Source organism: Paenibacillus sp. FSL P2-0136 (assembly GCF_037975325.1).
Classification (GTDB): domain Bacteria; phylum Bacillota; class Bacilli; order Paenibacillales; family Paenibacillaceae; genus Paenibacillus_AQ; species Paenibacillus_AQ silagei.
Window position 1 is genome coordinate 3,435,541 of sequence record NZ_CP150244.1, and the last position, 18,174, is coordinate 3,453,714.

Below are 18,174 nucleotides of genomic sequence, written 5' to 3' on the forward strand. Positions count from 1 at the left end.
TGTTTAACTGAAAGGTAGGGCCGCCATAATGGGCTTACAGCCCTGCAGGAGGAGAGGTGAAATGATGAACCAAACGATTCTGATTGTGGATGATGAGCAGGAGATCCGGGAGCTGTTGCGCCTGTATGTTGAAAAGGATGGATATACCGTGATCCAGGCCGGGAACGGAAGGGAAGCACTGAAGCAGGCTGCAGCTGCACGGGTTGATCTGGCGGTCATCGACATTATGATGCCGGAGCTTGATGGCTATCAGCTGATTAAGGGCTTGAGAGAGCACAGCAATCTGCCCATTATCGTTGTCAGTGCCAAGACAGAGAATCACGAGAAAATTCTGGGGCTTGACCTTGGTGCGGATGATTATGTGACTAAGCCATTTGACCCGCTTGAGGTGCTTGCCCGAATCAAAGCCCAATTACGCCGCTATAGCGGTGGTGCAGCGGATTCCGCAGCGGCGGTGCTGACGGCTGGGGAACTGTGTATGGATATTTCTGTTTGCAGTCTCCGCTTGGGCAGCGCCGCAATCCATCTTACCGCTACAGAATACAACATGATGAAGCTGTTCATGCAAAGTCCAGGACGCGTCTACACCAAACAGCAGCTGTATGAGGCGGCATGGCAGGAGACGGCTATCGTGGATGATAATACGGTGATGGTGGCCATCAGTAAGCTGCGCGCCAAGCTTCCCGGCGGCAGCGGGGTGTCCATTGGAACTGTGCGGGGATTAGGCTATCGGCTGGAGGTTCATCCATGAAGAACAAGCGCAGCTTCAGAAGAGTCATCATGCGCAGATTCATAGGCTACACCTTCGGCATTGCGCTGACGCTCCTGGTTCTGGAGCTATTATACGGTCTGTTGACATGGAAGAACGGGATGAACTTCGCGGAGCTGGCCTCTTCCCCGCTGGCCAAGGGAACGGAATCGCTTCAGATCACGCTGTCCGTGATCTGGATTCTTATTACAGCCGCCGTGTATTTTATCGGGATTGTCCTGTTCGGGCACGGGATCAACAGGAAGCTTATGGAGCCTGTAAGGAAGATGGAAGAAGGGTTCAGGGAGGTAACGTCCGGCCTTTTAGATACCAGGCTGGATTTTGAGACGGAAACGGAATTTGGAGAAATGCGGGATGCGTTCAACTATATGGCCCAAAGGCTGAAAAATGCCGAAGAACAGCGGATGAGCATGGAGAATGAGCGGATGCAGCTGTTCTCGCATATTGCCCATGATCTGAGAACTCCCATGACTACGATTTCCGGCTATGCAGGGGCATTGGCAGGCGGGTTGGTTGAGGAACCGGACAAACAGCGGGAATACCATCTGGCGATCCAAGCGAAATCGGGACAGATGAACCAATTGATTGACCAGCTGCTGGCCTACTCCAAGCTGGGTGCGCCTGAATACAAGTTGAAGCTGGCGAAGGTTGATCTTGTGGAACTGCTTCGCGTATCTTGCGCTGCTTTGTTTGGTGAAATCGAAAGCAAACGGATGAGCTTAGAACTGCAGTTACCGGACCAGCCCGTATTTTATATAGCAGACCCGCTGGAAATTAGCCGGGCTATCGGCAATCTCCTGACTAATGCAATCCGCCATAACCCGTCAGGCAGCCTGTTATTCGTAGGACTGACGGATGAGCCCAGCCGGATTACAATCCATATTGCCGATAATGGAGCAGCGATCCCGGCGGCCATCACCGGAAATCTCTTCGATCCGTTTGTCTCCGGCGACACTTCAAGAACCACCAGCAGTGGAACTGGGCTAGGACTGGCTATTGTGCACAAGGTGATGGAACAGCATTCCGGGGGAGTTAGCGTAATAGACGCAGTCTCACCCTATACCAAGGAGTTCGTCCTCATTTTCCCCAAAGGTTAAACCTGTAAGGTCACAAATACACGGAGGAGTGACATGTATCTAAAATTAATTAAAAATGATCTGCGCAAAAGCAAGCTGATTACCGGCACGATTATGGCGTTCATCCTCGTTGCCGCCATGCTAACCTCGCTCGCCGCATCGCTTACAGTGAATCTGTCCGGCGCAATTGATAACATGCTTCGATCGGCGAAGGCGCTCCATTTCATGCAGATGCATACAGGCAATGTTGATATGGACCAGTTGCGGCGCTTCGCAGACACGAATGGAAGTGTTGAGGAATATCAGGTGCAGGAGTTCCTAAATATTGAGGGTGCAGAGATAGTGATCGGGAACGATTCGCTTGCAGGAAGCATTCAGGACAATGGTCTTTCCGTACAGGGCAAGAAATTCGACTATCTGCTGGACTTAAACGGCGGGGTGATTCATCCGGCAGACGGTGAAATCTATGTCCCTGTCTATTACAGGCAGGAAGGGAACGCAGCACTAGGAGATACACTGACGATCCACGGTATTTCCTTCCACGTTGCCGGGTTTTTGCGGGATTCGACTATGAACGCGGCACTGGTAAGCTCCAAAAGGTTCCTGGTTAGCCAGACAGATTTCGAGAGGGTCCGTGAGTTCGGACAATTGGAGCACCTGATTGAATTCCGGCTGTCTGAGGGGGTTAACTATCCCGCTTTTGAGACAGCGTATCTGGATGCGGGTCTCCCAGCCAACGGCCCGCCTGCGATCACGTACAATCAGGTGAAGATGATTAACGGCATTACGGACGGCATTATGATTGCTGTGCTGGTGTTAATCGGCATGCTGGTCATTCTCGTGGCGTTCTTATGTATCCGCTTCACGCTATTGGCAACGGTCGAAGAGGATTACAAGGAAATAGGCGTACTGAAGGCCATCGGGATGCGGGTAACAAAGATCAAGAAACTGTACCTTGCGAAATACGGCGTAATTGCAGGTGTAGCTTGTATGCTGGGTTTTCTAGCTTCTCTGCCGCTCCAGATCCCTTTTATGCACAATATTCGTCTGTATATGGGTGATAGCGGGAGCCGGTTTCCCGGCTTGCTCAGCGGACTTGCGGGGGCGGCACTCATCTTCGCGGTGGTCATGCTCTATGTGAATGGTGTGCTGCGGCGCTTCCGTAACATCTCCCCTGCGCAGGCGGTGAGGTTCGGCGCATCGCAGGAATCCTCGAAACCGGGCAGAAGCTTCCGGCTGAGTCACAACAGGCTGTTCACCCGGAATATCTTTCTAGGTATCAAGGATGTGCTGTCCCGTAAGAAGCTGTATGTCACCATGACGATGGTGCTGGTCATCTCCTCATTCATTATGATTGTGCCTTATAATATCAGCAATACTATCTCTGCACCCGGGTTCATTACCAATATGGGTATGGGCATCAGCGATGTTAATATTGGAGTGCTGCGGACGCAGGTGGAGGATGTTCAGGGGAAGGCGGAGGAGGTTGCAGCTCGGCTGGATGAAGATAAGAACGTTGAGAAATATGCATTATTCACTAGCCGGATGCTAGAGAGAAGAACGGATGACGGAACGCCAGAGAAGCTGCGGGTGACCTTCGGGGACTATTCCGCTTTTCCGGTTACGTACTCCAAAGGCCGCGCACCGCAAGCGGAAGCGGAGATCGCCGTCTCGGTACTGAATGCGGAAGACCTTGAAATGAGTGTTGGGGATGAAATCGTTGTTATCGCTGACGGTACGGAAAAGCACCTGAAGGTGTGCGGAATTTACTCCGATGTCACGAATGGCGGGCGTACAGCTCAGGCTAATTTCAAGATGAATCACGGGGAAATTCTAAGCGCCTCAATTGCGGTTACGTTCCGTGACCGTCAGAGTGTGCAGGCGGCCATATCACAGTACCGGGAACAATTCCCCTTTGCCAAAATTACCGGGATCGACGAGACCATCGGGCAGATGCTTGGTCCTATGCGCAAGGCTATACAAAAGGCATCCATCGTCGCAACTCTGGCAACCGTCCTGCTCGTCCTGCTGGTAACAACGCTATTCATGAAGTTACTGGTGGCGAAGGACCGTTATTCCATTGCCATCTTGAAATCCATAGGCTTAACTAGCAGGGATATTCGCAGACAATATCTTACACGCTCCGTTACCGTGCTGGGGATGGGTGTCATCACCGGTACGCTATTGGCAAATACGCTCGGAGAGCTTGCCGGTGTGGCGATCGTGTCGTCCTTCGGCGCGTCAGCCTTCCATTTCGAGGTAAATCCGTGGTTTGTCTATCTTTTTTCGCCCCTGCTGATTGCAGGCTGTGTCGTTGCAGCTACCAGGTTAGGCAGTTCCGGCATCCAGGCTTTGCAAATTTCCGGGCATATCAAGGAGGATTAGCAGATGAACAGCATCATTACAGGTACCCATATTGTGAAAACTTACGGTAAGGGTGCAGAGCAAGCCATGGCATTGAATGGAGTAGACGTAGATATAACAGAAGGTGAATTTGTTGCCGTAATGGGGCCCTCAGGCTCAGGCAAAACCACACTGCTGTTCGCACTCAGCGGCATGGATGAGATTACTGAGGGAACCGTGAAATTTGGCGATACTGAACTAGCCGGGCTCCGGGAAAATGCGCTTGCTGATCTTCGCCGGACCCGCATGGGCTTTATTTTTCAACAGCCCACGATGCTGAGGAACCTGAATCTGCTGGATAATATCATGCTTCCCGCCGTGCAGGACGGCAAGAGGAATACAGTGGAACTCGTGCAAAAAGCGAGAGACCTAATGATCCAGACAGGCATTGCCGGGCTGGAAAACAGGGATACTACTGAGGTATCTGGCGGGCAGCTCCAGCGGGCCGGGATCTGCCGCGCACTAATCAATACACCGGAGATTCTGTTTGCCGATGAGCCAACTGGTGCGCTGAACTCGAAGACTGCAGAGGAAATCATGAAGCTGCTGGCAGGCATCAACCAAGGGGGCACAGCCATCATGCTTGTGACCCATGATGCGAAAGTCGCCGCCAGGGCGGACAGGGTTCTTTTTACGAGGGACGGGAATATCGTTTCCGAACTGATACTGCCAAAGTTCAGCGGCGGGGAGCTGGAAGCGAGAGGGGAGAAGGTGCTTGCCCGGATGGCGGCTGCGGGCATTTAGTTTCAGCATCTTCACGTGGAATGGACGGAATTTCCGCCGCTGCTGGAACCTTACAAATACCTGACGCATATTGTATGGTTATAAGCCTATCAGGCTGCAACGGGAAAGGAAGTGGGTGTATGGCTGCGGGGATATTAAGATATTTTGCAGACGGCAATACGGCTCTTGGCTTCTACAGTTTGTTCGAATCGAATCTTCAAGGGCTCCGGCGAATATTCATCTTGAAAGGCGGTCCCGGTACCGGCAAATCCTCGCTGATGAGAGCAATCGGTACGGAATGGGCGGAGCGGGGATACGATATTGAGCTGATCCATTGTTCATCCGATAAGGATTCCATTGACGGGGTCATTATTCCGGCGCTTGGCGCGGGCATTGTTGACGGGACTGCGCCACATGTGATCGAACCCAAGGCTTCCGGAGCGGCTCGGGAATATGTGAACCTGGGCGAAGCGTGGGACTCGGCAGCACTTACCAGCCAAAGGGAGAGCTTTGAGGAGATCAATCAGAAGGTTGCTGGTGCCTATGCGGCGGCGTACAGCAGATTTGCGGTGGCTCTGAACATTCATGACAAATGGGAAAAGATGTACTTCGAGCATATGGACTTCGGCCAAGCGGATCAATTAACGGCCCGGATGCTGGAACAGTTGTTTGGCGAAGCGCAGCTTCAGAGGCATGCTGATGTGAAGCACCGGTTTTTGGGCGCAGCAACGCCGGCAGGATCGGTTGACTTTGTACCTAATTTGACCGAAGGGCTATCCAGACGCTTCTTCCTCAAAGGCCGGGCCGGAACAGGCAAATCAACCATACTCCGCAAAATCGCCGCCGAGGCGGAGAAGAGGGGCTTTGATACGGAAATCTATCATTGCGGATTCGATCCCCACAGTCTGGATATGGTTATTGTGCGTGAGCTTGATTTTGCGGTCTTTGACAGCACCAGCCCGCATGAATATTATCCGGAGCGGGAAGGAGACGTAATCATCGATACGTATGAAGCTGTTATTACACCGGGAACGGATGAGCGCCTCGCCGGACCGCTAGAGGAAATAAGCGCACAATATAAGGCCACAATGAAAACGGCAATAGCCGCTCTGGCAGAGGCCAAGGTGCACCGGGATGAATTAAAGGAAATTTATATCGCCACAATGGATTTTGGCATGGTGGATGCGGCCAGGAACCGGATTTCCGCTGAACTGGCAAGTATGCTGGCTTAGCACTTACAATGATCCGAACCAGCTTTGGGGCTTACTCGGCGGAGGTACTTGCCATCCGTAGAGTAAGCCCCAAGGCTTATTAAGGGTGCGGTGCCTTTTGCCCGGAATACGCGGTTGCGCAGCGTCCAGAAGAATTATAGACTTCAATATGTAACAGTGTGAGAAATTATAACGACTACAATTATGGAGGAGAGAACAGCGATGAGTACTTACGAAATGGCTTCCTTTAATATCCGTCTGGATATTCCGTCAGACGAAGAGAACGGCTGGGCGTACCGCAAGGAGCATATGCTGCGCCTAATTAGGCATTACCGCTGGGACGTGTTCGGTCTGCAGGAGGCGCGGGGCAATCAGCTGAGGGATCTGGCGGCACTTGAGGATTATGAGGTGGAAGGCATCAGCCGTGATCATGATCCTGAGAGTGAACACTGTCCGGTCTTTTATAACAAGTCGGTATTCACCAAGGAAGCCGGAGGCACCTTCTGGCTGTCGGAGACGCCGGAGGTTCCGTCCAAGTCCTGGGGCTCTGATTACAACCGGATCTGCACCTGGGTGAGGCTGCAGGACACAAGAAACGGGAATAGGATTCACTTTGTGAATACCCATCTGGACCATATCAGTGAGGAGGCCAGATACCGCGGTCGCTGAAGATTCTGGACTGGATTCGTAATCAGGGCGGGAATCTGCCGGTTGTACTGACAGGGGATTTCAATGCTATACCGGACGAACGATGCTACCGGGAGATTACAGCGCAGCTGACCGATACCCGCAGAGCGGTTGATGCCCATTATGGCCCCTGGGGGACATTCACCGGTTTCCGCTACGATATTCCGTGGGATGAGCTTGAGGAGATCGATTATATTTTTACGGACAAGCAGGTGAAGGTACTGAAGACCCGGACGGTAACCGACAGCTTCGACCGGAAATACCCTTCGGATCATTATCCTGTTACAGCAACTCTGGAAATCTAATGAGGCGAAACTCAGCGCAGTGACTCGGGGGCTTGCAGAGTCAGTCCCCGTAACACAAAGAAACTGGACCTCAAGAAGGCTGGTTTCTTTGCGTTACATGGAGATATGGGGGCAGTGGATTGTTTAGGCGATAAATGTCTGATACGATAGATAAGCTTCATGATGGAAGCCCAAACACTCTGAGGAGTCACGGCTAGCCCATTCTGAATAGAGTATCTTATTATTACACACAAATGGGGACAACAGCATGATGAGGATGTTCAGACATAAGGGTTATTTTATCGGATTTCACATTGTATTGTGTATTTCCTTGTTCTCCACACTGTACGCGTATTCTCCGCTCATCCGGGTGAAGGTGAAGGAGATGATCGAGCCGGTGGACAAAGTCTATACGATTGCCCATCGCGGCGCGTCCGGGTATGCTCCTGAGAACACGATACCGGCCTTCGAGCTGGCGCGTGAGATGGGTGCCGACTCCATTGAGCTCGATATTCATTTGACCAAGGACCTGATTCCTGTTGTGATACATGACGAGACGGTTAACCGTACCACGAGCGGCAAAGGTTTTGTGAAAAATATGACCCTGGAGCAGATTAAACAGCTCGATGCAGGCTCATGGTTCAATCAGGACTACCCGATGTTCGCCAGAGATCTATACACAGGGCTTACCGTCCCAACGCTTGAAGAAGTATTCGAGACATTCGGCAAGGACATCAACTATATGGTCGAAATCAAGGAGCCTGCATCGAAGTTCGGGATCGAAGCGATCCTGAATGATACGATATTGAAATATGATCTCGCCAAAAGGGTGTCCGTTCACTCCTTCAGCGCAGCCAGTCTGCGGCAGCTTCATGCGATTAACCCGGATATTCCGCTATACCAGCTGGTATGGAATGATTATGCGGCTACGAGGGTGACTCAGTCCTATCTGGATACCGTGAAGACCTATGCCGTAGGCATCAGCCCGAATTTCCAGGGAATCAGCGCAGCTTATGTAGCTCAGGTGAAGAGGGCGGGGCTCAAGATCATCCCATACACAGTGAACTATCAGCTCAACATGGATAAAGCCTACTCCTGGGGAGTAGACGGAGTGCATACGAATTATCCCGACCGCTTCCTTGAGGTGATTGCCGCCAACAGGGCAAATGCCAAATGGTAGGAGTGGATCTCTCACATTTAGTTGGAAAAACAGTATATTAAGCGCCCTTTTTCCAACTGTTCCCTGGAGAGGGATGTTCTGTTCATGAGCAGGTGGAGAAAATCCATCTGTTTCTGGAAGCACCTAATTCCAGCTTCTCAAATTTAGTGAATCCATACAGCTTCGTCGCTTAAAATGCGCTTAGCACGATATTCCGCAGCTTGCGCGTAATGGGCAGGGTACCGGAGTCCTTTCTCTGGATCATGAACAGGATGGTCAGGCGTTCCAGCGGACAATTGGCAAAATAAGCTCCCAGCCAGCCGTCCCAGCCGTATTCTCCCAGGCTGCCGAGCCCTCCGGCTTGACCCGGATCGGTCAGGATGCGCATCTGATTGCCGTAGCTGTAGCCTTGCAGCGAATGCCACGGATTGAAGCCTTGTTGCTGCGGGCTGGTCAAGCTGGCCGAGGTCATAAACTGAACGGTGCGGGGCTTCAGCAGCTGCACCCCGTTCAAGCTGCCCTGATTCATCAGCATGGTGGTGAATTTGGCAGCATCCTCAATCGTCGAGACCAGTCCGGCCCCGCCTGCTTCATAAGCCGCCTCCCGGTCCATATGATGATTAACGCCCAGAGGACTCTCCGAAAAGGGTATCAATCCGCCTTCACCATCATCCTGGTAGACAGAGGCCAGCCGCTCTCTCTTGTCTTCGGGCAGCCAAAAGCCGGTATCGCTCATTTGCAACGGACCGAAGATCTCCTGCTGCAGGAATTCGCCGTACCGCATGCCGCTGACGACTTCAACTAATGCACCTAGAACATCCGCAGAGGTTCCATACTGCCAGGAGGTTCCCGGCTCGAAGGCCAGCGGGCCTTCTCCCAATCTGTTGGCGAATTCCAGTGTGCTCATCGGGTTGGTGCCAAGCAGGCGTCTGTTCAGTTCCTGGTACAGCGCCTCCGTATACTGACCCGCCAGGTCGTCGGCTCCGCCGTAGACCAGACCGGAGGTCATGTTCAGCAGGTCGTTAATATCAACCTCACGAGTTACGGGCACAAGCTCGCCGTTCTTTCCCACCTTCTGATTTTTAAATCCAGGTATGTACTGGCTGACCGGATCGAACAGGTCAATCTCCCCGCGCTCCAGGAGCAGCATAACGGCTGCGGCAGTAACCGGCTTCGTCATCGAGTAGAGGCGGAAGATCGAATCTCTGGACATTTTGCGTCCAGCTTCAATATCGGCATAGCCGTCTTCGTGATACCAGCTTTCTTGTCCGTCCTCAATCACCATGAAGTTCGCACCGGCGATTTCCTTATTGGCAATGCTTGCGCTCAGCGCTTTGGTGATTAGACGGGTAGTGTTTGAATCCAGCATCTCTAGGTCTCCTTTGGTATGATTCGTTATCTATATTCCAGGGTGAATAGCATTTCACATAGAGAATATTATACGTCTTTCAGAGTGAAATGTAAGCGCATTTCAGTGAAAAAATTGAATAAGTATAGTTTTTCGTTGCTTCGCTTAATTTAATGTTACCTTCCTGGTCATCTATACTAACGGAGAGACTAATACAGGGAGGGAATATTTTGAAAAAGAGAACAAGATGGCTTGCGGCGGTTCTTACTTTTACAATGCTAATCATGTCGCTGACTGCACTTGGATTACCGGCACAAGCTGGAGCGGTTCCTATTCCGCAATCCTTCGCCAAGGGCGCAGATGTCAGCTGGCTGCCGCAAATGGAAGCTGAGGGCTACAAATTCTATAACGATCAGGGAGACGAGGAGGACCTGCTCCAGATTCTAAAAGATCACGGAATCGATTCGATACGCCTCCGGGCTTTTGTCAATCCATCCGATGATCCGATCAACGGCCATAACAGCACTGAAGAGATGGTTATGCTGGCCTCCCGTGTAAGCGCTCTCGGATTCAGGGTGATGGTCGATCTGCACTACAGTGATTCCTGGGCCGATCCCGGGAAGCAGGTTACTCCGGCCGCCTGGGCCAGTGATAATCTGGAGCAGCTCAAAGCACATGTCTCGGACTACACCACAGAGGTGATGCAAGCGCTGAAGACTGCGGGGGTAACCCCCGAGTGGGTGCAGATTGGCAATGAGATTAATAACGGGATGATGCATCCACTGGGCAGCTATAGCAATACGGCGAATCTGGTGGAATTGATCCAGGCGGGATCACATGCGGCCAAGGCTGTTTTTCCTGAGACCAAAATCATTATTCATAGAGCCAACGGGGCAGACACCGGTGTAGATCCGTTCTATGCAGGTCTGGTCGAGGCGGGTCTTAAGGACAGTGATTATGACATTATCGGGTTATCTTATTACCCGGATTCTATCTACACTTCTTCTATTAATGAACTATCCTCCAACATGAATCTTCTGGCTGCAAAATATGGCAAGGAGGTCATGGTCGTCGAGGTTGGCGGCGATGTGAGCAAGAACGTGGATAATGTATACAACATGCTAGTTGCTGTGCAGGATGGCGTGAAGGCTGTACCTGGAGGCCAGGGAACAGGTGTGTTCTATTGGGCACCCGAGGGCGTCTACTTCGGCTATGGGCTGTCTGCCTGGAACCCGGACGGGAAGCCTTCCTTCGCGATGGATGCTTTTATCGACGGTGCTTCGGCAATCAACCGGGTACCCGTTCAGTCGGTAAAAGTAGAGAAGCAGACCGCTATCCTAGAAGTAGGCGGAACCGGCAGCGTTAAGGCAACGATCAGCCCGGGGAATGCAACCTACAAGGGGCTGACCTTCACCAGCTCTGATGAAGCCATCGTCAAGGTGGACAAGTATAAAGGGACGATCTCCGGGCTTGCTGCCGGGACCTCTACCGTAACAGCGGTTACGTATGACGGCGGATTTACAGATTCAACGGAGATCACAGTCTCGCCAAGCACAAGCTTCATTCAGAATCCAGGCTTCGAGGACGGGCTGAATGGTTGGACCGTAAGCGGCGATAGCGCGGCGGTCAATGTGGAGTCGGATGCCCATTCCGGTTCGGCTGCACTGCACTACTGGAGCTCAGGGGCTGCGGAATTCCAAATCTCCCAGACGGTCACCGGACTTGAAAATGGTACCTATCAGCTATCCGCTTGGGTTTCGGGCGGGGGCGGGGAAGAGACGGCTGAGATTTTTGCGGGCGATCAGAAGCAGCAGTTCATCAACACAGGCTGGCAGCAATGGAGTAATCCAACCATCGATACCATTGAAGTTACAGATGGAACGCTGACACTAGGCGTTAATCTGAAATACGCTGGAGACAAATGGGGGAATATTGATGATTTCAAGCTGGTCAAAAAAGCCGGAGCCGTCAGCACCAATAATCTCACGGTGAACGGCGCTAAGTCCGACTGGTATCTGAGCGGCACCAAGCCCGCTACCTTCGGAGACAGCAATGCTTCAGGCGGCTTCGATTACGGGGATGACAAGCCGATTAACTTCAACCTTACTCATGAAATGACCGGACTGGAGCCCGGAACCTATACCCTCCAGGCCAAAATCTTTGGGGACAAGGGTGAACCTTCTCCCGGTTCGGTAATGTATGTGATCTCCGAGGGGCAGACGTATTCGGTGCCGGTTACCTATTCAGGCAGCGCCTGGCTGAAGCCCCGGACTCTGACGCTAAAGCATGTGCACATTGGGGAAGACGGCAACGCATCGCTAGGCTTCAAAGTCCTCACAGACTCGGATAATCATTACGGCTATCTGCAAGAGGTGACCTTCGTGCGCAATAGCACAACTACACCTGAGGTTCCAAGTGAACCAAGCGAACCCAGCGAACCCAATGAACCAAGTGAACCTGTAACACCTCCGGTAACAGAGCCGGTGACACCTCCGGTAACAGAGCCAGTAACGCCTCCGGCAACGGAGCCGGTGACAAGTCCGGAAGCCAGCCCGGTACCAAGCCCGACTACGGCACCAGGAACGGGCTCCGGTTCAGGCTGGACAGCTACGCTGGCAACAGCACAAGCTTCAGCTGCACCACAAGCTACGCCACAGCCGGAGATTCTGACTGTAACTGAGCCGAAGGTGAATGCCCAGAACCAGATTGTGATTCCAATGGCTGAAGGGCAGAGCGAAGTAAGAATTCCCGCTGACGCTGCGGCTCTTAAGGGAATAGCCGCTCTGAAGGTGGAAGGCAAGACAGTGGCTGTAGAGATTCCAGGCAAGGTTCTTGAGCAGCTTCAAGCGTTGGCAGGACAGCAGCAGAAGGGCTCGATGATGTCTATCCTGCTTGAGCCAAGCTCCACAGAGCAGAAGACAGCCTGGATACTTCAGGCTAATAAGAAGAGTGAAGCTGAACTGAGAACAGCCGGAGAAATGTTCAATCTCAGGCTGTCTGTGCTGAATCAGCAGGGAGTTAAGACTCCGCTGGTCTCGTTCACGGAACCAGTCAGTCTTCGCCTGAAGCTTCAAGCGAACGGCAATCCGAAGCTCGCAGGTGTGTATGCCACGGCAGATGATGGAACGCTCGAATATGCAGGCGGAACCACAGAACAGTCCGTATTGACTTCACAGGTACGGCAATCCGGCAATTATGCTGTACTGGAGTATGACAAGAGCTTTGCAGATGTGACTCCGGCGGATTGGGCCTACTCAGTGATAAAAGAGATGGCTGCCAAGCATATTATCGAGGGCGACCGGGAAGGACACTTCGCTCCGAAGAGAGAAGTGACCCGGGCCGAATTCGTTACGATGCTTGTCCGTGCCCTTGGGCTGAAGGCGGAAGGCCTGCGTTCGTTCGCTGACGTAGACAGCAGCAAGTGGTATTCGGGCGATGTGGCCGCCGCTTTTGCAGCCGGAATCGTCAAAGGGGACTCTACCGGCAAGTTCGCCCCCGAGTCGCGTATTTCGCGGCAAGAGATGGCAACGCTGCTTGTGAGAGCCTACGAGCTGCGCTCTGGAAGCAAGGCTCCGGCAGGTTCCTTGCCTGCTTTTGCCGATGCCGCCAAGATTGACAGCTGGGCTAAGGACGCCGTGAGTGCCGCCGGTTCACTGGGCTTCATCACGGGGACTCCGGACGGATTCTTCAAGCCCCAGGCCAATGCGACGCGCGCAGAGTGTGCGAAGGTATTGAGTTTGCTGCTTAATCTGTAAGCCGGAGCAAAAGAGTATAAGCATAGTAGAGTAGAGCAGCGATTCTCCTGGTTAGGGGGCGCTGCTCTTTTTACTGGTATGGGAAAGTTCGATTACGAAGGAGCCGGGCCGCATGTAGGCGAAGAACCGATCACATTGGGACGCGGGAAGGCGAACGGAGGAAATGTAGGTGAAAAACCGATCACATTGGGCAGCAGCAAGGCGAACGGGCGAAATGTAGTCGAAAAACCGAACACATTGGGGCGAGGGAGGGCGAACGTGCCAAATATAGTCGGAAAACCGAACATATTGGGTCACGGAAAGGCGAGCGGGCTAGATGTAATCGAAAAACCGATCACAATGAGCAGCAAGTAGGCGAACGGGCGAAATATAGTCGGAAAACCGATCACATTGGGCAGCAGGAAGGCGAACGGGCTCCATGTAGTCGGAAAACCGATTACAATGGGTCGCGGCGAACGCAACAGTAGGGGGCCGTGCGCTTCCTAAGTACAAAAAAGATCTACTCTAGCTTGCAGCTCCTCCCCTACTTCATCCGGAACTTCCTTCATCGTAAGGTCATCGCCCAGGAATAACAGCCAATTCGTGACTTCCTTCAGCTCCTCCTTGCGGTTCACCTCGATTTCCATTTTCAGGATAGCGGTAGTTTGGTAGGGGTCAGTATAGGACAGCGTCACCCTGAACGGGTGATATTTCCGGTATTGGGCAATGGCCCGGGGACCGAGCTCCAGGACAAGGTTGTTCTTCACTTGCTGCTTGCTCAGCTTCTCTTTAATTTTTTTCGCGCTTGGCCTGTTGGAGCCCGGGTAGGGGATGACATCAGTTAGCTGATCAACCGGGATGATCCGTTTCCTGGAGGCGTCCAGGTCGAAGCACTCGATGAGCCACAGGCTTTTCTGCTGATAGAGACGTAAAAGATACACAGCATAAGAGATAGCCTTCTGGTCTTCCCGGCAGGTGATGAACAGATAGCGGTCCGCCAGCAGGAGCCGGATCAGCTTGTCCAGCATAGGGTGGGGGAGATCGGACAGGTCCAGCAGATCAGGATTGCCCGGGTGGGTGCCCTCGAACAGCAGGATCTGATTGAGTAGCACAAGCTCCTCCTGCTGATTCTCCGAGATGAGCCCCAGTAATTTCTCCGTCAGCGACTGGCGGCTCTTGAGATAAGGAAGCTGGCCGTTTCTTGTCGCCATGAAGGCAATGAACAGCGCTTTGACCTCATTATCCGTGAACCGGACCACCGGAAGAAGAGAGTTACGCATAACGGAATACCCGCCATCCCGGCCCACCTCTGCAACCAGCGGCATTCCGAGCGCCTCAATCTCCCGGATATCCCGCTGGGCGGTCGAACGCGAAATATTGAATTCCCGCATGATTTCCGTCAGGGTAAAATGGGCACGATTGTTAATGTACCGCATGATGATGTTGATCCGTTCTACTTTTTTCATCGCGGCTCCTAAACAGGTTCATTTTTTGACATGGTTCAAGGTTATCATATACATAGCAGGTGAGGAACACAAATATGAATAAAGGCGGGATATAACAATGGCAGGGTATACTATTGAAGAGAAAGACAGCTTTATGGTGATTGGTCTGGGCGTTGATCTTAAGAGTGATTACACGGATTATGCCGGGATTTATAAGGAGAAGATGGATTTTTGGCAGGCGGTTAGTGAAGATGGCAGGCTCGACTTGTTAAAAGGGATTGCGGCGAATGACTATGTGTTTGTGGTGAACGAAGCGGTGAACGGCAAGATGATGCATTATGCCGGGGTAATGGCAGGTGCAGCCGCACAGATTCCGCAGGAAGCCCGGGTGATTCAATTCCCGAAGGGGGAATACCTCGTAGTGCCAGGAGAAGGAGCGACAACTGAGGAATTAAGCACTACCGTGACGGGCTTGGCCTTCGGACAAGCTTTGCCGCAAGCAGAAGGATACGCCTACGTGGGCGGGCCGAATACGGCTGTGGAGATGGGCAGCCGGGACGGCTCGCTGTATGGCGAAATGTGGATTCCTGTAGTCAGAAATTAAAAATGTAATGGAGGATAAGCAACTATGCCATATACAGTGGATTTCAAAGAAGTGTCTGTGCAAGGCCTGGAGTCATCGCCTGTTGCTGAAGCGCTGGCGGGATTACGTGCGAATGAGGCGCGTTATTTCATGAACAAGTATAAGCATGAATTCACAGTCGTTCCGGCCAGTGAAAGCCAGGAAACGCTGGATTACGTGAACGGGATTCTGAGCAAGGAGCGGGGCCTTGAGTTTGCTGCCAAGCCACTCCAAACCTCGCAATTTCAGGTTGAGAACATTCGGTTCGCCTACGTTTTCTATGAGGATGGTCTTGCGCTTAACGTAATGTACACGGTGGATGATCCCAAGAAGCGGGCGGTTGGGTTCAAACTCTCGGAGGGGATGGAGATTCCGAAGGAGCTGACGGACAAGTTCAAGTTCGCGCGGCAGAAGTCGAAGCTGGCCGGAATAATACGGGGATCGTTTTTTGTGATTAAGGGAGAGTATTAATAAAAATCCCCACAAAGTGTAGTTAAGCTTCGGAGTCTATTCAGAACCTTTGCGGGGGCCCAAAAACCATATACATTCTTGAACGGCCATAAGGGGCTGCCAATCTGGCAGCCCCTTGTATCGTTCAAATCTCCTCCGCTGTATACGTCTTCTGGGTGCGGAGGACCGGGAAGAACCGGTACATCCAGAGCACGGTAATAATCAGGGTGCCAACTCCGCCGATCACGGTTGCAGGTACGGCCCCGACCAGCCCGGCCATCGTGCCGGACTCGAATTCGCCAAGCTGGTTCGAGGTGCCGATGAATAACGAATTCACTGCGTTGACCCGGCCCTGCATCTCCTGCGGCGTATTAACCTGCACCAGTGTCGAGCGGATAACGACACTCACGACATCCGAGCCGCCGATCAGAACGAGCGCGAACAAGGACAGCCAGAAGCTGTGGGAGATGCCGAACAGCATCGTGGCCAGGGCGAAAACGACCAGCGAGGCGAATAGCATCCGGCCGATGGCCCGTTCCACCGAATAGCGGGTCAGGATGAGTGAGACGATGATCGCACCTACCGCCGGGGCGGAGCGCAGCAGGCCAAGACCGAGCGAGCCGGTCTTCAGAATATCCTCGGCGAAGATCGGCAGCAATGCCGTGGCCCCGCCAAGAAGTACAGCGAACAAGTCCAGCGAGATTGTACCCAGGATAATCTTGCGGGCGAAGACAAACCGCAGGCCGCTGAGGAAGGTGTCCATGCTGACCGCGTCCAGCTTCTTGACGAAATGAACAGTCTTGACGAAGAAGATCAGCACCGTAGATACCAGCAGGGCGGCAAGCGAGGCGATATAGGCGGCAGCCGTACCCCAGACTACGAGAACACCCCCGAGGGACGGGCCGACGATCATCGCCGTCTGCATAGCAGACGCGGACCAGGCCGCTGCTTTCGGGAGCTGCTCCCGATCCACAATGTCCGGCACCAGCGCAGCCGAGGCCGGACTCTCGAAGGTACGGCACGCGCCAAGGACTGCTGCGGCTGCCAGCAGGTGGACAGCGCTGAGCCAGCCTTCAATGCTGCCGAGGACAAGCAGCAGCACGATGAGGCACTCTGTAAGCTGGCACAGGAACACAATGGTTCGGCGGTCATAGCGGTCTGCCGTCTGTCCGGCAGGCAATGTCAGCAGCAGCATGGGCAGGAATTGGGCCAGCCCGACCAGTCCAAGCTGGTAGGCGCTGCCGGTCAGCGCATACATCTGCCAGCCAATCGCCACCGACAGCATCTGAAAGGCACTGGTGGAGAAGATCCGCGCGATCCATAGGCGCAGGAATGAGCGGTTATGCAGTACAGACGAGCGTGGAGTATTCGCATTCGATGTATTCAGTGTATTCAATGGGTGTCATCCTCCAAGCGATTAGAATCGGGTTCAGATTCGGGGGCCGGCTTCCGCCCGCGCATCTCCGGGTGTTCCTGGAATATTAAGGCGTAATTCTTGCCGTAACGCGCCTCCAGCTCAGCGGCGAAATCCTGCTCTATGCGCATCATCACGACATCGTGATAATAAGACGTCTGAAGCACATCCAGCACAGCCGGATGGTTGCTCTCCAGCGCCGAAGCCTGCGAATGGCGGGTGAAGCTGCCCAGAAGCGAGGTCTCTTTATCCAGCAGGAGCGAGAAGTTCCGGGCGGCCTTCGGCCCGCCTGCCGGTACGCTATGCACAATGACACGCGACAGCGCTGTAGGTATGTCACCTATCACCATCAGGTGGACGGCAATGCCCCGTTCTTCGGCGGCAAGCAGTGTGTCTTCTATCCGGTGCAGATCCTCCGCCCAGATATCTGCCAGAATCTCTGCGCTGGCATTGGCAGCAAGCCGCTTTACCGCCAGATCCACCTGAGCATCTCCCTTCCAGTTGCTGAAGAAGGGCGGTACAGCAGGCAGGTGGCCCAATTCGTTCTCCAGTAGGTGGGCGGTGCGCTCAAATTCCGCCTGAAGCAGCTTAACGACCTGCCGGACCGGAATGGCAGCGAAGGTCACCGGCTCGCCTTCGACTGTCCGGCAGACTCCTTTATCGACCAGACTGCGCAGCGCGGCGTATACATTGGACCGGGACACGGACACCTGCTTGGCGACCTCATAGCCCGAGGAGGGCGGCTGGCCGTGCAGCGCCAGGTAGCAACGGGCTTCCAGATCGGATAAGCCGAGCTTGCGTAATGCTTCAATCATGGGTGAACCGCCTTTCTGTGAGTGTGTAATGCTT

16 protein-coding genes are annotated in these 18,174 nt (G+C 53.2%); 12 read left to right on the top strand and 4 right to left on the bottom strand.

Annotated elements, in window-relative coordinates; all coding sequences use genetic code 11:
- Positions 1 to 61 precede the first annotated feature (61 nt).
- The 8 genes from NYE26_RS14355 to NYE26_RS14390 all read left to right on the top strand — a co-directional run bounded on the left by NYE26_RS14355 (position 62) and on the right by NYE26_RS14390 (position 8,333).
- A complete protein-coding gene (locus NYE26_RS14355) occupies positions 62 to 751 on the top strand; it encodes a response regulator transcription factor (protein WP_339256740.1) in 690 nt (229 codons plus the stop codon).
- A complete protein-coding gene (locus NYE26_RS14360; RefSeq protein ID WP_339256742.1) occupies positions 748 to 1,866 on the top strand; it encodes a HAMP domain-containing sensor histidine kinase in 1,119 nt (372 codons plus the stop codon). The genes NYE26_RS14355 and NYE26_RS14360 overlap by 4 nt, the downstream gene beginning before the upstream one ends.
- Before the next feature lie 33 nt (positions 1,867 to 1,899).
- Entirely contained in the window at positions 1,900 to 4,230 is a 2,331-nt protein-coding gene (locus NYE26_RS14365; RefSeq protein WP_339256744.1) for an ABC transporter permease, read from the top strand.
- 3 nt (positions 4,231 to 4,233) lie between these two features.
- Entirely contained in the window at positions 4,234 to 4,992 is a 759-nt protein-coding gene (locus NYE26_RS14370; RefSeq protein WP_339256746.1) for an ABC transporter ATP-binding protein, read from the top strand.
- A gap of 119 nt (positions 4,993 to 5,111) precedes the next feature.
- Positions 5,112 to 6,203, top strand: a complete 1,092-nt coding sequence (locus tag NYE26_RS14375) for a PRK06851 family protein (protein ID WP_339256748.1) — start codon at positions 5,112 to 5,114, stop codon at positions 6,201 to 6,203.
- A gap of 201 nt (positions 6,204 to 6,404) precedes the next feature.
- Complete coding sequence (locus NYE26_RS14380) at positions 6,405 to 6,851, top strand: endonuclease/exonuclease/phosphatase family protein (protein ID WP_339256750.1); 447 nt, start codon at positions 6,405 to 6,407, stop codon at positions 6,849 to 6,851.
- A 14-nt stretch (positions 6,852 to 6,865) separates the two neighbouring features.
- Entirely contained in the window at positions 6,866 to 7,174 is a 309-nt protein-coding gene (locus tag NYE26_RS14385; protein WP_339257481.1) for an endonuclease/exonuclease/phosphatase family protein, read from the top strand.
- Positions 7,175 to 7,430: 256 nt separating this feature from the next.
- Entirely contained in the window at positions 7,431 to 8,333 is a 903-nt protein-coding gene (locus NYE26_RS14390) for a glycerophosphodiester phosphodiesterase (RefSeq protein ID WP_339256752.1), read from the top strand.
- Between the two features lie 169 nt (positions 8,334 to 8,502).
- Here the strand turns inward: NYE26_RS14390 and NYE26_RS14395 are convergent, their stop codons facing one another.
- The gene (locus NYE26_RS14395; protein WP_339256754.1) at positions 8,503 to 9,681 is read right to left on the bottom strand and encodes a serine hydrolase domain-containing protein; all 1,179 of its coding nucleotides are present in this window, start codon (positions 9,679 to 9,681) and stop codon (positions 8,503 to 8,505) included.
- A 209-nt stretch (positions 9,682 to 9,890) separates the two neighbouring features.
- Between NYE26_RS14395 and NYE26_RS14400 the strand changes: the two genes are divergently transcribed.
- Positions 9,891 to 13,415: a glycosyl hydrolase 53 family protein gene (locus NYE26_RS14400; RefSeq protein WP_339256756.1), complete on the top strand. Its 3,525-nt coding sequence runs from the start codon at positions 9,891 to 9,893 to the stop codon at positions 13,413 to 13,415.
- Positions 13,416 to 13,493: 78 nt separating this feature from the next.
- Positions 13,494 to 13,769 carry a hypothetical protein gene (locus tag NYE26_RS14405; protein ID WP_339256758.1) on the top strand — a complete coding sequence of 92 codons (276 nt, stop codon included), beginning with the start codon at positions 13,494 to 13,496 and terminating at the stop codon, positions 13,767 to 13,769.
- 128 nt (positions 13,770 to 13,897) lie between these two features.
- On the opposite strand, the gene NYE26_RS14410 is transcribed toward NYE26_RS14405, so the two are convergent.
- A complete protein-coding gene (locus NYE26_RS14410) occupies positions 13,898 to 14,860 on the bottom strand; it encodes an HTH domain-containing protein (protein WP_339256760.1) in 963 nt (320 codons plus the stop codon).
- 97 nt (positions 14,861 to 14,957) lie between these two features.
- Between NYE26_RS14410 and NYE26_RS14415 the strand changes: the two genes are divergently transcribed.
- Both NYE26_RS14415 and NYE26_RS14420 read left to right on the top strand, forming a co-directional pair.
- Complete coding sequence (locus tag NYE26_RS14415) at positions 14,958 to 15,443, top strand: GyrI-like domain-containing protein (protein ID WP_339256762.1); 486 nt, start codon at positions 14,958 to 14,960, stop codon at positions 15,441 to 15,443.
- A gap of 24 nt (positions 15,444 to 15,467) precedes the next feature.
- On the top strand, positions 15,468 to 15,932 hold the full coding sequence (locus tag NYE26_RS14420) for a phage tail protein (protein WP_339256764.1): 465 nt from the start codon (positions 15,468 to 15,470) through the stop codon (positions 15,930 to 15,932).
- Positions 15,933 to 16,056: 124 nt separating this feature from the next.
- Here the strand turns inward: NYE26_RS14420 and NYE26_RS14425 are convergent, their stop codons facing one another.
- On the bottom strand, positions 16,057 to 17,307 hold the full coding sequence (locus NYE26_RS14425) for an MFS transporter (protein WP_143803563.1): 1,251 nt from the start codon (positions 17,305 to 17,307) through the stop codon (positions 16,057 to 16,059).
- A complete protein-coding gene (locus NYE26_RS14430) occupies positions 17,304 to 18,140 on the bottom strand; it encodes a helix-turn-helix domain-containing protein (protein WP_339256767.1) in 837 nt (278 codons plus the stop codon). Before NYE26_RS14430 ends, NYE26_RS14425 begins: the two co-directional genes overlap by 4 nt.
- Positions 18,141 to 18,174: the final 34 nt, after the last annotated feature.